This is a genomic window from Pseudonocardia thermophila (assembly GCF_900142365.1).
GTDB lineage: Bacteria > Actinomycetota > Actinomycetes > Mycobacteriales > Pseudonocardiaceae > Pseudonocardia > Pseudonocardia thermophila.
Genome location: NZ_FRAP01000013.1, coordinates 76077 through 89359, shown reverse-complemented (window position 1 = coordinate 89359; position 13283 = coordinate 76077). Strand labels below are relative to the sequence as shown.

General features: G+C 73.5%; 11 protein-coding genes. All 11 read left to right on the top strand.

Features of this window, described 5'->3' with window-relative positions; translation table 11 throughout:
* Positions 1-2 precede the first annotated feature (2 nt).
* The 11 genes from murG (at position 3) to ileS (ending at position 13243) form a co-directional block, all read left to right on the top strand.
* Positions 3-1073: an undecaprenyldiphospho-muramoylpentapeptide beta-N-acetylglucosaminyltransferase gene (murG, locus tag BUE41_RS17380; protein ID WP_073458176.1), complete on the top strand. Its 1071-nt coding sequence runs from the start codon at positions 3-5 to the stop codon at positions 1071-1073.
* Positions 1074-1138: 65 nt separating this feature from the next.
* A complete protein-coding gene (murC, locus tag BUE41_RS17375; RefSeq protein WP_084755299.1) occupies positions 1139-2476 on the top strand; it encodes a UDP-N-acetylmuramate--L-alanine ligase in 1338 nt (445 codons plus the stop codon).
* On the top strand, positions 2476-3309 hold the full coding sequence (locus tag BUE41_RS17370) for a cell division protein FtsQ/DivIB (RefSeq protein ID WP_073458174.1): 834 nt from the start codon (positions 2476-2478) through the stop codon (positions 3307-3309). Before murC ends, BUE41_RS17370 begins: the two co-directional genes overlap by 1 nt.
* Before the next feature lie 179 nt (positions 3310-3488).
* On the top strand, positions 3489-4919 hold the full coding sequence (gene ftsZ / locus BUE41_RS17365) for a cell division protein FtsZ (protein WP_073458173.1): 1431 nt from the start codon (positions 3489-3491) through the stop codon (positions 4917-4919).
* Positions 4916-5665 carry a peptidoglycan editing factor PgeF gene (gene pgeF / locus BUE41_RS17360; protein ID WP_073458172.1) on the top strand — a complete coding sequence of 250 codons (750 nt, stop codon included), beginning with the start codon at positions 4916-4918 and terminating at the stop codon, positions 5663-5665. Before ftsZ ends, pgeF begins: the two co-directional genes overlap by 4 nt.
* 32 nt (positions 5666-5697) lie before the next feature.
* Positions 5698-6417, top strand: a complete 720-nt coding sequence (locus BUE41_RS17355) for a YggS family pyridoxal phosphate-dependent enzyme (protein WP_234997350.1) — start codon at positions 5698-5700, stop codon at positions 6415-6417.
* Between the two features lie 56 nt (positions 6418-6473).
* Positions 6474-7274, top strand: coding sequence for a cell division protein SepF (locus BUE41_RS29750; RefSeq protein WP_084755269.1), 801 nt, complete (start codon positions 6474-6476; stop codon positions 7272-7274).
* Between the two features lie 9 nt (positions 7275-7283).
* On the top strand, positions 7284-7565 hold the full coding sequence (locus BUE41_RS17345; RefSeq protein WP_073458276.1) for a YggT family protein: 282 nt from the start codon (positions 7284-7286) through the stop codon (positions 7563-7565).
* A 53-nt stretch (positions 7566-7618) separates the two neighbouring features.
* A complete protein-coding gene (gene wag31 / locus BUE41_RS17340) occupies positions 7619-8452 on the top strand; it encodes a DivIVA-like cell division protein Wag31 (RefSeq protein ID WP_073458170.1) in 834 nt (277 codons plus the stop codon).
* A 76-nt stretch (positions 8453-8528) separates the two neighbouring features.
* Complete coding sequence (locus BUE41_RS17335; protein WP_073458169.1) at positions 8529-9785, top strand: hypothetical protein; 1257 nt, start codon at positions 8529-8531, stop codon at positions 9783-9785.
* A gap of 284 nt (positions 9786-10069) precedes the next feature.
* On the top strand, positions 10070-13243 hold the full coding sequence (gene ileS / locus BUE41_RS17330) for an isoleucine--tRNA ligase (protein ID WP_073458168.1): 3174 nt from the start codon (positions 10070-10072) through the stop codon (positions 13241-13243).
* Positions 13244-13283 lie beyond the last annotated feature (40 nt).

Sequence of the window (13283 nt, the reverse complement as noted above, 5' to 3'; positions counted from 1 at the left end):
ACATGCCCGTCTCGGTGGTGGTGGCAGGCGGAGGCACCGCCGGCCACATCGAACCCACCCTCGCCGTCGCCGACGCGGTGCGCCGGCTCGTCCCCGACGCGCGGGTGACGGCGCTGGGCACCGAGAAGGGGCTGGACACCACGCTCATCCCCGCGCGGGGCTACCCGCTGGAGCTGATCCCCCCGGTGCCGCTGCCCCGCAAGCCGACCGTCGAGCTGCTGCGGCTGCCCGGCAAGGTGCGCCGCGCCGTCGGTCGGGTGCGGCAGGTGCTGCGCGAGGTCGACGCCGACGTCGTCGTCGGGTTCGGCGGGTTCGTGGCGCTGCCCGCTTACCTGGGTGCCCGTGGGCGGGTCCCGATCGTCGTGCACGAGGCCAACGCCCGTCCCGGGTTGGCCAACCGGATCGGCGCCCGGTTCGCCGCCCGGGTCGCGACCGCCACCCCGGACACCGGGTTGCCCCGCGCCGAGCTGGTGGGCATCCCGCTGCGGGAGTCGATCACCTCGCTGGACCGGGCCGCGCTGCGCGCCAAGGCCCGCGCCGAGTTCGGGCTGCCCGACGAGGGTCCGGTGCTGCTGGTGTTCGGGGGGTCGCAGGGCGCCCGCACGCTCAACACCGCGATCGCGCAGGCCCTGCCCGGCCTGATCGACGCCGGCATCGCCGTCCTGCACGCCTACGGGAAGACGGGCACCCCGGCCCCGGCCACCCCCGGGTACGTGCCGCTGCCGTACATCGACGACATGCCGCTGGCCTACGCCGCCGCCGACGCCGTGCTCGGCCGCGCCGGCGCGATGACCGTCGCGGAGGTCTCCGCCGTGGGGCTGCCCGCGATGTACGTGCCGCTGCCGATCGGCAACGGCGAGCAGGCGCTCAACGCCCGGCCCGTCGTCGCGAAGGGCGGCGGGATCCTCGTGCCGGACGCCGAGTGCGACGGCGACCGGGTGCTCGCCGAGCTGGTCCCGATCCTGACCGATCCGCAGCGGCTCGCGGCGATGGGCGCGGCCGCGCGCGCGTCCGGCCACGCCGACGCCGCCGAGCGGATGGCCCGCATCGTCCTGGAGGTGGCGGGAGCGTGAACGCGACCACGACGCCCGTGCAGCTCACCGACCGCGTGCACCTGATCGGCATCGGCGGGGCCGGGATGAGCGGCATCGCCCGCATCCTGCTCGCCCGCGGGCACACCGTGTCCGGCTCGGACGCGAAGGAGTCGCGCGCGGTGGTCGCGCTGCGCGCCCTCGGCGCCGACGTGTCGGTCGGCCACGACGCCGCGCACCTGCCGCCCGCCCCCGCGACCGTGGTGGTGTCGAGCGCGATCCGCGACACCAACCCCGAGCTGGTCGGTGCCCGCGAGCGCGGCCTGCCCGTGGTGCACCGCGCCCAGGCGCTCGCCGCGCTCACCACCGGTCGGCGGCTGGCCTGCGTCGCCGGCACCGCCGGCAAGACGTCGACCACCTCGATGCTCACGGTCGCGCTGCAGCACTGCGGGCTCGACCCGTCGTTCGCGATCGGTGGCGACCTGACCTCCGGCACCGGTGCGCACGAGGGCAGCGGCGAGATCTTCGTCGCCGAGGCCGACGAGAGCGACGGTTCGTTCCTCGCGTTCACCCCCGAGGTCGCGGTGGTCACCAACCTGGAGCCCGACCACCTGGACCACTTCGGCACGCCGGAGGCGTACGCGGCCGTCTTCCGCGACTTCGCCCGCTGCATCGTGCCCGGCGGCGCGCTCGTGACCTGCACCGACGATCCCGGAGCCGCGGCACTCGCCGAGGACGCCGAGGCCGAGGGGATCCGGGTGCTGCGCTACGGGCGCGGTCCCGGCACAGACGCGACGCTGCTGGCGCACCGCCCCGACGGCACCGGCTCGCGGGTGCTGCTGCGCCACGCGGGGGCCGAGCACCGACTGCGGCTCGCGGTGCCCGGTGAGCACATGGCGCTCAACGCGCTCGGGGCGTTCCTGGCCGGCCTCGAGCTCGGCGCGTCCGTCGAGGGGATGCTCGAGGGCCTCGCGGTGTTCGACGGCGTGCGGCGGCGGTTCGAGTTCCGCGGCCGCGCAGGCGGGGTCGCCGTCTACGACGACTACGCCCACCACCCGGCCAAGGTGGCCGCGCAGCTGCGGGCCGCCCGCGACGTGCTCGGCAGTGCGCGGGGCCGGTTGATCGTCGCGTTCCAGCCGCACCTGTACTCGCGCACCCGTGACTTCGCCGACGAGTTCGGGCGGGCGCTCGGCCTCGCCGACGAGGTCGTCGTGCTGGAGGTGTACGGCGCCCGCGAGGACCCGATCCCGGGGGTGAGCGGCAAGCTCATCGCCGACGCGGTGCCGCTGCCGCCTGAGCGCGTGCACTTCGTGCCCCGCTGGGCCGACGTCCCGGCCGTCGTGGCCGGCCTGGCCCGCCCCGGCGACCTGGTGATCACGATGGGCGCCGGGGACATCACCGTCCTCGGCCCGGAGATCCTGCTCCAGCTGGAGCAGCGCGAGTGATGGCCCGCACCGCCCGCACCTCGGCGCGGGCCTCGACCCGCCCGACCCGCGCCGTGGGCGACGCTGCCGCGGAGGCCGGCCGCGGCGCCGGTGCGCGGCAGCACCGAACCGGGCGGGGCAGGCGGCCGCGACGCGAGGTGCACCCGGGCGTGTTCCGGCGCCGCCGGGTGACCGCGCTCGTGGTGGCGGTCCTGGTGCTGGCCGGGCTGAGCATCGGCGGGCGTGCGCTCGTGTACGACGCCGGCCTGTTCGACGTCGAGGGCGTCTCGGTCACCGGCACCGTCACGCTGTCTCCGGAGGAGGTGATCGCGACCGCAGCCGTGCCCCACGGTGCTCCGCTGGCCGAGATCGACACCGCCCGGATCGCGGCCCGGGTCGCGACCCTGCCCGCCGTCGCGACCGCCGCCGTGGAGCGGTCGTGGCCGCACACGGTGGCGATCGAGATCGTCGAACGGGTCCCCGTCGGTGTGGTCAGCAACGGCGGTGAGGACGCGCTCGTCGACGCGACCGGCGCCGTCTACGCCGGGGTGCCCGCCCCGGACCTGCCGCGGTTCGCCTTCGCCGGGGTCGGCCCCGACGACCCGGCCACCCTCGCCGCCGTCGCGGCGCTCGCCGCGCTGCCCGCCGAGGTGCGCAGCCAGGTGCGCGCGGTGGAAGCAGCGCGGGGCGCCGGCTCACCGCAGATCACCTTCGAGCTCACGGAGGGCCGCCGGGTACGGTGGGGCTCGCCCGACCGCGCAGCGGCCAAGGCGGCCGTGCTGGTGCCCCTGCTGACCCAGCCGGGGCGCGTCTTCGACGTCGCCAGCCCCGATCTGCCGACCGTCATGCGGTGATCGGGCAGCACGTCGCAGGTCGTCGGGACCGGGGGGACAGGGCCGGGAAAGCAGACCACAGAACACGGCTCGCACGGCGCGCCTGGTGGACCCGGGACGGGTCGCGCACCTAGCGTGCGAGTCGGTGGACCGGCCTGCCCCGGGTCGGACATTCGAAAGCGGAGCTGGAAGGTGCCCTCATGACACCCCCACACAACTACCTGGCCGTGATCAAGGTCGTGGGCATCGGTGGCGGCGGTGTCAACGCCGTCAACCGGATGATCGAGGTCGGCCTCAAGGGTGTCGAGTTCGTCGCGGTCAACACCGACGCACAGGCGCTGCTCATGTCCGACGCCGACGTCAAGCTCGACATCGGCCGTGAGCTCACCCGAGGGCTCGGCGCCGGCGCCAATCCCGAGGTGGGGCGCAAGGCCGCCGAGGACCACCGCGAGGAGATCGAGGAGGTCCTCAAGGGGGCCGACATGGTCTTCGTCACCGCGGGCGAGGGCGGCGGCACGGGCACCGGCGGGGCACCCGTGATCGCCTCGATCGCCCGCAAGCTGGGTGCGCTCACCATCGGCGTGGTGACCCGGCCGTTCACGTTCGAGGGGCGGCGGCGGGCCAACCAGGCCGAGGAGGGCATCCAGGCGCTGCGGAACGAGTGCGACACGCTCATCGTGATCCCGAACGACCGGCTGCTGCAGCTCGGCGACGTCGGGGTCTCGCTGATGGACGCGTTCCGCTCCGCCGACGAGGTCCTCCTCTCCGGTGTTCAGGGGATCACCAACCTGATCACCACCCCCGGCCTGATCAACCTCGACTTCGCCGACGTCAAGTCGGTCATGTCCGGCGCCGGCAGTGCGCTCATGGGAATCGGGTCGGCGCGCGGGGAGAACCGCGCGGTCACGGCGGCCAGCAAGGCGATCAACTCGCCGCTGCTGGAGGCGTCGATGGACGGTGCGCAGGGCGTCCTGCTGTCCATCGCGGGCGGCTCCGACCTGGGCCTGTTCGAGATCAACGAGGCCGCGTCGCTGGTGCAGGAGGCCGCGCACCCCGAAGCCAACATCATCTTCGGCACCGTGATCGACGACTCGCTCGGCGACGAGGTGCGGGTCACCGTCATCGCCGCCGGGTTCGAGGCCGGCGGGCCGACGCACAAGAAGCTGGCACCAGAGGCGTTCGGCCGCCGTTCCGGCGGCATCGCACCCGGTGTCGGCGACACCACCGGTGGGCAGTCGTCCGACGCCTCCCGGCCCGCGGGGCAGGGCACGACGACCGGGCAGACCGGCTCGAGCGCGGCGGCGTCCCAACCGAGCCAGAGCACGCCGGGCGCCGGGCCGTCGACGCCGACGGCGAGCACGAGCACGCGCTCGTTCCAGACCGGCACGCTGCCGCCGCCGTCGTACTCGCCGCCGGAGCCGCGCCGGCCCGACCCGAGCCAGGCGGCGCAGTCGGCGCAATCGGCGCAGTCCGTGCAGACCACGCAGGCCTCTCAGCCCGCGGCGGCCACGTCGACCACCTCGCACCCGACCCACTCCGCGACGACCACCGCGCCGGGGTCCGGCACCGGGAGGGTCGATCTCGACGATCTCGACGACGACGTGGACGTGCCGCCGTTCATGAAGCGGTGACCGCGGCGCGCGTGCGCCGGGTGGTCACCACCCGGGTCGGTGGCCGGTCGCGGCCGCCGTTCGCGAGCTTCAACCTGTCCGCGGGCGTGGGCGACGACCCGGCAGCGGTCCGCGCGAACCGGGCTCGGCTGCGCCGCGAACTCGGCGTGCCGGTGACGTTCCTGCAGCAGGTGCACGGCACCGTCGTGGCGACCGTGAGCGAGCCGTCCGCGCTCGACGACCCGGACATCCCCGGCACCGACGCGGCCGTGACCGCCACGCCCGGGCTCGCGCTGGCCGTGCTGGCCGCGGACTGCGTGCCGGTGCTGCTCGCCGACCCGCAGGCGGGCGTCGTCGGCGCGGCCCACGCCGGGCGGGTCGGCGCCGCGGCGGGCGTGGTGCCCGCCACCATCGCCGCCATGACCGAGCTGGGCGCCGACGTGCGCCGACTCGAGGTGCTGCTCGGCCCCGCGGTGTGCGGGGCCTGCTACGAGGTCCCCGCCGCCATGCAGGCCGAGGTGGAGGAGACGCTGCCGGGCAGCGCTTCGCGCACCCGGCGCGGCACCGCGGGCCTGGACATCCGGGCCGGCCTGCACCGCCAGCTCGCGGAGCTGGGGGTGGCGCGGATCGGCGTCGATCCGCGATGCACGATGGAGGACCGTGACCTCTACAGCCATCGCCGCGAGCAGCGCACCGGCCGGCTCGCCGCCGTCACCTGGTTCGATCCGGGCGGGCCGGCGGGGACCGGGGCGGTGAGCCGGGCGTGACGCAGTCACCGGTTTCGGCGTCCCCGGAACGGGTGGCGGAGCTCACCGAGCGCCTGGCCACCGTCCGGGCCCGGATCGCCGACGCGTGCGCCGCCGCGGGCCGGTCGCCGGACTCCGTGGAGCTGGTCGCGGTCACCAAGACGGTGCCCGCTCAGGACGTCGCCGCCCTCATCGACCTGGGCCTTTCCGCCTTCGGCGAGAACCGGATCCAGGAGGCGACGGCGAAGGTCGCACAGGTCGCGCAGCTGCGTCCGGCGGCCCGGGTGCGCTGGCACGTGATCGGCGGGGTGCAACGGAACAAGGTGAAAGCCCTGGTCCATTGGGCCGAACGGGTGGAATCCGTGGACTCCGTGCGGTTGGCCGATGCCCTCGACACTGCCGTTCGGCGCGCCATGGACACCGGTCAGCGCCGTGACCCGTTGTCCGTGTTGATCCAGTACAGCGTCGACGGCGATCCGAACCGCGGCGGGATCCCCCGAGCGGACCTGCTGCGACTCGCCGAGCACGTCAGCGGGTGCGCCGGGCTGCGTCTCGACGGCCTCATGGCGGTCGCCCCGCTCGTCGGGACGCCCACCGAGGAGGCCTTCGCGGACATCGAGAGCGCGGCTGCCGAACTGCGTTCCGAGCACCCGTCGGCGACGGTGTTGTCGGCCGGGATGAGCGGCGATCTGGATGTGGCGATCCGTCATGGTTCGACCGTGGTGCGTGTCGGAACGGCCCTTGTGGGGGAACGCCGGTTAACCTCGCGGTGATCGCTGGCCACCTCGCGGGGGTGGTCGGCCGGCGAGGCGTCGATGATGGGAGCGCAATGGGCGCGATGTACCGGCTCAAGGCTTATTTCGGCATGGTTCCCGCCGACGAGATGGGGGAGTACGTCGACGGGGAGTACGAGCCGGGGTACGCCCACTCCCGCCACGACGAACGGTCGACGCGGGACGGCGCGGACGGCTGGGACGAGCGTTCCGACCGTCGCTGGGCCGACGACGAGCGGGCGTCCTACGACGACGAGTGGGACCGCCGGCCGGCCCGCGGAGGGCGTTCCGAGCGCGGCGGGGAGCGTGCCGGGACCACCGTCCGCGACCACGTGCGGGCGGCCGGTGCGGGGGCGGGCTCCGGTGGTGGCGGGACGAGCACCCGCGGGGCGCTCGCGATCGACGGCGACAGCCCGCGGGACCGGGAGTTCTCCCTGCACGAGGGCGGTTCGCGGGAGGTCGGCGGCCGCCCGGTCCCGGTGGCCGCGGTGCCCGAGCAGCGCGACCAGCCGACGCCCCGCGCGGCGGCCTCGCCCGCCCGGATCGTGACCCTGCACCCGCGCAGCTACACCGAGGCGCGCGCGATCGGGGAGCGGTTCCGCGACGGCATCCCGGTGATCATGAACCTCACCGAGCTCGACGCGGCGTCCGCCAAGCGGCTGGTCGATTTCGCCGCCGGACTCGTCTTCGCCCTCCGCGGCGGATTCGAGAAGGTGACGAATAGGGTGTTCCTGCTCACGCCGGCCAATGTGGAGGTCTCGGCCGACGACGCCCGCATGCTGGCAACTCGATCGGTGAGCAGCAGCGTGGGTGCGACAAGGGTGGATGCGGATCGCGTCTCGTTCCGTCAGGATTGAGGCGTGCCGCTGCCCCTCCAGTTCGCGATCTACTACGCGCTGTTCTTCTTCTGGTTGCTGCTGACCGCGCGCATCGTCGCGGAGCTGGTTCGTGCGTTCGCGCGTCAGTGGGTGCCGGCCGGGCCCAGCGCCGTAGCTCTCGAGCTGATCTTCACGATCACGGATCCTCCCGTGAAGCTGTTGCGGAGAGTGATCCCCGTCGTGCGGATCGGGGGCGTCGGACTGGACCTGTCGATTATGGTTCTGTTGCTGGTCGTGTTCATACTGATGAACGTTGCCCAGCCGGCTTAGTCGCGAGCCCCAGTCGCACCAAGCCGCCGCCGAGGACTGCATGAGGTGATCCGATGCCGCTGACTCCCGCCGACGTGCACAACGTGGCGTTCAGCAAGCCCCCGATCGGGAAGCGGGGGTACAACGAGGACGAGGTCGACGCGTTCCTCGACCTGGTCGAGGCCGAGCTGGCCCGGCTGATCGAGGAGAACGAGGACCTGCGCGAGCAGGTCGCCGACCTCGAGCAGCGCCTCGGAAACGCCCAGGCAGACCTCGAGGAGGCGCGTTCGCGCGCCCCGCAGCAGGCCCCGGTCTCCCCGCCCACCCAGCAGATCCGCTCGGTGGACGGCCCGCGGCCGATGGACCAGCGCGGCCCCGGCGCGGACGGCGAGTCGGGCGACCACCACGTCCAGGTGGCCAAGGTCCTGTCGATGGCCCAGGAGATGGCCGAGCGGCTCACCGCCGAGGCCAAGTCCGAGGCCGACGCCATGCTGACCGAGGCGCGCACCAAGTCGGAGCAGCTGCTCTCCGAGGCCCGCACGAAGGCCGACGCCCTGGTCAACGACGCGCGCTCGCGCGCCGAGACGATGCTCAACGACGCCCGCACGCGGGCCGAGACGCTCGAGCGGCAGTCCCGCGAGAAGGCGGCCTCGCTGGTGGGCGACGCCGAGCGCAAGCAGGCCGAGATCATCGGCTCCATCACGCGCGACAAGTCGGTGCTCGAGAAGAAGATCGACGAGCTGCGCACGTTCGAGCGTGAGTACCGCACCCGCCTCAAGACCTACCTCGAGTCCCAGCTGCGCGACCTCGGGGAACGCGGCTCCGCCGCGCCGACCGAGACCCGAGCGAGCTCCAACGGTGGCTACGCGGCCTCGGGCTACGGCCCGCGTGCCGACGCCGGCAGCTGACAACCGCCGCCCAACCACATCCGGCGGCCGGGCCGGCCACGGTGAGGTCGTCGCGCCGCCGCACCCGGAGTGAATCGTGCTGCTGCTGGTCCTGATCCTGGTCCTGGTCGCGTTCGGCCTGCTGGTGTTCGCGCTGCAGGCGCAGAGCGTGGTCTGGGCCCTGGTGTCGGTGGGGGTCAGCGTCGTCGCCGGTCTGGTCCTCCTCGTCGACTGGCTGCAGCGCCGGGCCGAGACCCGGGCGGGCGTGGCGTCGCTCGAGGCGGCGGGCACCCGCCCACCCAGCCCGGACCAGCAGCCCGAGCCGGAGCCCGCCACCGAGGTGCTCCCGGTGGTCCCGCCCGCGGGAGCCCCGCCGGGTGCGGAGGCCCCGACCGCCGTCGCCGCCCGGCCCACCGCGGGTGCGGCCGACGACGTCGACGACAGCGAGCAGACGGTCCTGATGCCGGTCGTCGAACCGTCCGGCTCACCCGCGCGACCGTCCGGCGCTCCCGACGGAACCACCGGATCGAGCGAATCTTCGTCACGCAGCGTGACCGACGGTCCGTCGCGGGCCGGTGCCGACATCCCGGCCGGGAGCACTGGCGCGGCGTCGGACCCCGCGGCCGGTGACACCGACGGCGACGGTGAGGTCGCTGCCGAGGACGCTGGGCCGGAAGGCGGCGCGGCCGGCGGTGAGCCGGCTGCGGGCAAGGTCGACATCCGCAAGCGGCCCTCCGGGGAGAAGGCGGCCGAGGAGGACGAGACGGCCGAGGAGGCCGCAGCGTCGGCCCCGGCCGCGGCGGAGGCGGGGGAGGAGCCCGCCGACAGCGGTTCCGGGCAGCCCGCCGCGGCGAAGGACGAGCCCGCGGTCGCAGCCCAGCAGCCGGGCGCCCGGTCCGGCGACAGCAACCTGTCCGGCCCCGACCTCTTCGGCTCGGGGGAGCTGCCGCAGCAACCGGCACAGCACGCGCCGCAGCAGCCGGTCGAGCAACCCCCGCAGCAGTTCGCCCAGCAGCCCCCGAACGGCCAGTGGGGTCAGCCGCCCGCGGGCGGCTGGCCGCCGCAGCAGCAGGCAGCTGCCGAGGTACCGCTCGACCCGCCACCCCCGTACGTGCCGGAGCCGCCGCTCGAGGTGAGCGAGCCGGCCGAGGCCGCGCTCGTGGCGACGCTGGAGGACGAGGTCGTCGTCGTCGACGAGCAGCCCCGCTACCACGTTCCCGGCTGCGAGGCGCTGAACGCGCAGGAGCCGATCCCGCTGCCGGCCCGCGAGGCCGTCGAGCTCGGGTTCACCCCGTGCGGCTGGTGCCGTCCGGACCACACACTGGCCTCCCGCTACCCCGCCCACACGCGCTGACCCCTGCGGTCCGGCGCGTCCGACGTGGGCCGGGGAACAAACCGGTCGTGCTCGGCGCTACCCTTGTGCGCACAGGCACTGATCCGGCCATCACCGGGGAGCCTCCGGAAGAAACGGGCCCGTCGGGCCCGGAGTAGAACCGGACGGGTGGGCCCGTCACAGCCCTAGTCGAGTGGCCGCGTGGAGCACACCCCGCGCGGCAAGCGGGGTGGTACCGCGGCGACCCTGAGTGTCGTCGTCCCCGTGCAGGCAGGAGCTACGAGCCGCACGAGGAGCGCCATCGCATGGCCAGCACCGATCCCGAGCACCGGTACCCGCAGGTCCCCGCGCACCCGTCGTTCCCGGCGCTGGAGCGCGAGGTCCTCGACTTCTGGGCCGCCGACGACACGTTCCGCGCGTCGGTCGAGGCGCGGCCCGCGGGGGAGAACGGCAGCAACGAGTTCGTCTTCTACGACGGGCCGCCGTTCGCGAACGGGCTGCCGCACTACGGGCACCTGCTCACCGGCTACGTCAAGGACGTGATCCCGCGCTACCAGACGATGCGCGGCAAGCGCGTCGAGCGCCGGTTCGGGTGGGACACCCACGGCATGCCCGCCGAGACAGAGGCGGAGCGCCAGCTCGGGCTGAAGGACAAGACCGAGATCGACAAGATGGGCGTGGCGGCGTTCAACGCCGCCTGCAAGGAGTCGGTGCTGCGCTACACCGACGAATGGCAGGCCTACGTCACGCGCCAGGCCCGCTGGGTCGACTTCGAGAACGACTACAAGACCCTCGACCTCTCCTACATGGAGAGCGTCATCTGGGCGTTCAAGCAGCTCTACGACAAGGGCCTGATCTACCAGGGCTTCCGCGTCCTCTGGTACTGCTGGCACGACGGCACGCCGCTGTCGGCCACCGAGACCAAGATGGACGACGTCTACCAACCGCGGCAGGACCCGGCGGTGACCGTGGGGCTGCGGCTGTCCGCCCCGGGCTCCCAGCTCGACGGTGCGCTCGCCCTCATCTGGACCACCACGCCGTGGACGCTGCCGTCGAACCTCGCGATGGCCGTCCACCCCGAGGTCGCGTACTCCCTGGTGTCTGCCCGCGGCGAGAAGTGGCTGCTCGCCTCTGCCCGCGTGGCCGCCTACGCGCGCGAGCTGGGCAACGCCGACGGCGAGGTGGAGGTGCTCGCCGTATTCCGCGGCAGTGACCTGGTGGGGCTGTCGTACACGCCGCCGTTCGACTTCTTCGTCGGCCACCCGAACGCCCACAAGGTCCTCGCGGCCGACTACGTCACCACCGACGACGGCACCGGGATCGTGCACATCGCGCCCGCGTTCGGTGAGGAGGACAAGGTCGTCACCGACGCGGCCGGCATCGAGGTCGTCGTGCCGGTCGACTCGGCCGGCAAGTTCGACTCGACCGTGCCGCCGTACGAGGGCATGCAGGTCTTCGACGCGAACGCGCACATCATCGAGGACCTCAAGCACGGCTCCAAGCCGTACGTGCACGGCGTGCTGCTGCGCCGGGAGACCTACGACCACCCGTACCCGCACTGCTGGCGCTGCGGCAACCCGCTGATCCAGAAGGCGGTCGACTCCTGGTTCGTCAAGGTCACCGCCATCCGCGACCGCATGGTCGAGCTGAACCAGCAGATCACGTGGGTGCCGGAGCACATCAAGGACGGCCAGTTCGGCAAGTGGCTGGCCAACGCCATCGACTGGTCGATCTCCCGGAACCGGTACTGGGGCAGCCCGATCCCGGTGTGGGTGTCCGACGACCCGAACTACCCGCGCATCGACGTGTACGGCTCGCTCGACGAGCTGGAGCGCGACTTCGGGGTGCGCCCGAAGGACCTGCACCGACCCTACATCGACGAGCTGACCCGGCCCAACCCGGACGACCCGACGGGCCGCTCCACGATGCGGCGGGTGCCCGAGGTGCTCGACTGCTGGTTCGACTCCGGGTCGATGCCCTACGCGCAGGTGCACTACCCGTTCGAGAACCGCGAGTGGTTCGAGCACCACTACCCGGGCGACTTCATCGTCGAGTACAACGGGCAGACCCGCGGCTGGTTCTACACGCTGCACGTGCTGGCCACCGCGCTGTTCGACCGACCGGCGTTCTCGTCCTGCGTGGCGCACGGCATCGTGCTCGGCGACGACGGGCAGAAGATGTCCAAGTCGCTGCGCAACTTCCCGGACGTCAACGAGGTGTTCAACCGCGACGGCTCCGACGCCATGCGGTGGTTCCTCATGTCCAGCCCGGTGCTGCGCGGCGGCAACCTCATCGTCACCGAGCAGGGCATCCGCGAGGGCGTCCGGCAGGCGATCCTGCCGCTGTGGAACACCTGGTACTTCCTGTCGCTCTACGCCGGGGCGGCCGGGACCACCGGGCGGTTCCGCACCGACTCGCAGCACGTGCTCGACCGGTACATCCTCGCCCGCACCGCGGCGCTGGTCGACGAGCTGACCCGGCGGCTGGACGTCTACGACATCGCCGGTGCCTGCGAGGCGGTCCGCGACCACGCCGAGACGCTGACCAACTGGTACGTGCGCCGCTCGCGCCAGCGGTTCTGGGACGGGGAGCAGGACGCGATCGACACCCTGCACACCGTGCTGGAGGTGACCGCCCGGCTGGCCGCGCCGCTGCTGCCGCTGACCATGGAGAAGCTGTGGCAGGGGCTCACCGGCGGGCGCTCGGTGCACCTCACCGACTGGCCGGAGCCCGATCTCCTGCCGCACGACGCCGCGCTCGTCGAGGCGATGGACCGGGTGCGGCAGGTCGCGTCGGCGGCGCTGTCGCTGCGCAAATCCGCGGGCCTGCGGGTGCGGCTGCCGCTCGCATCGCTGACCGTCGCGGCGCCCGAGGTGGAGTCGCTGCGGCCGTTCGCTGACATCCTGCGCGACGAGGTCAACGTCCGCGAGGTCGTGCTCACCACCGACGTCCAGGCACACGGCCGGTTCGACGTGGCCGTCAACGCCCGGGCGTGCGGGCCGCGGCTCGGTCCCGACACCCAGAAGGTGATCCGGGCGGTCAAGGCCGGCGAGTACGAGCGGACCGAGGACGGGCTGGTCGCTGCCGGGATCGCCCTGCTGCCGGAGGAGTACACGACCAAGCTGGTGGCGGTCGACCCGAACTCGACCGCAGCCCTGCCCGGCAACACCGGCCTGGTGGTGCTGGACACCGACGTGACGCCGGAGTTGGCGGTGGAGGGCACCGCCCGCGACGTCGTCCGCGTGGTCCAGCAGGCCCGCCGCGACGCCGACCTCGACGTGACCGACCGGATCACGCTCGTCGTCGACGGTCCCGCCGCGGTGCTCGACGCGATCGCCGCGCACGAGGACTTCGTGAAGGGCGAGGTGCTCGCCACCACGCTCACCCGGGGCCCGGTCGAGCAACCGACCCGCACCGGCTCGGTGATCGACCCGTCGGGCACGTCCACCGAGATCCGCGTGGCGGTCGCCCGCGTCTGACCCCGCGAGTCCCGAGGCCCGCGGGCCCGGAGTCGCTGAA

Coding starts and splice junctions, on each gene's coding strand:
- murG (WP_073458176.1), top strand. CDS start 3: ATGCCCGTCTCGGTGGTGGTGGCAGGCGGAGGCACCGCCGGCCACATC.
- murC (WP_084755299.1), top strand. CDS start 1,139: ATGAGCGGCATCGCCCGCATCCTGCTCGCCCGCGGGCACACCGTGTCC.
- BUE41_RS17370 (WP_073458174.1), top strand. CDS start 2,476: ATGGCCCGCACCGCCCGCACCTCGGCGCGGGCCTCGACCCGCCCGACC.
- ftsZ (WP_073458173.1), top strand. CDS start 3,489: ATGACACCCCCACACAACTACCTGGCCGTGATCAAGGTCGTGGGCATC.
- BUE41_RS29750 (WP_084755269.1), top strand. CDS start 6,474: ATGGGCGCGATGTACCGGCTCAAGGCTTATTTCGGCATGGTTCCCGCC.
- wag31 (WP_073458170.1), top strand. CDS start 7,619: ATGCCGCTGACTCCCGCCGACGTGCACAACGTGGCGTTCAGCAAGCCC.
- ileS (WP_073458168.1), top strand. CDS start 10,070: ATGGCCAGCACCGATCCCGAGCACCGGTACCCGCAGGTCCCCGCGCAC.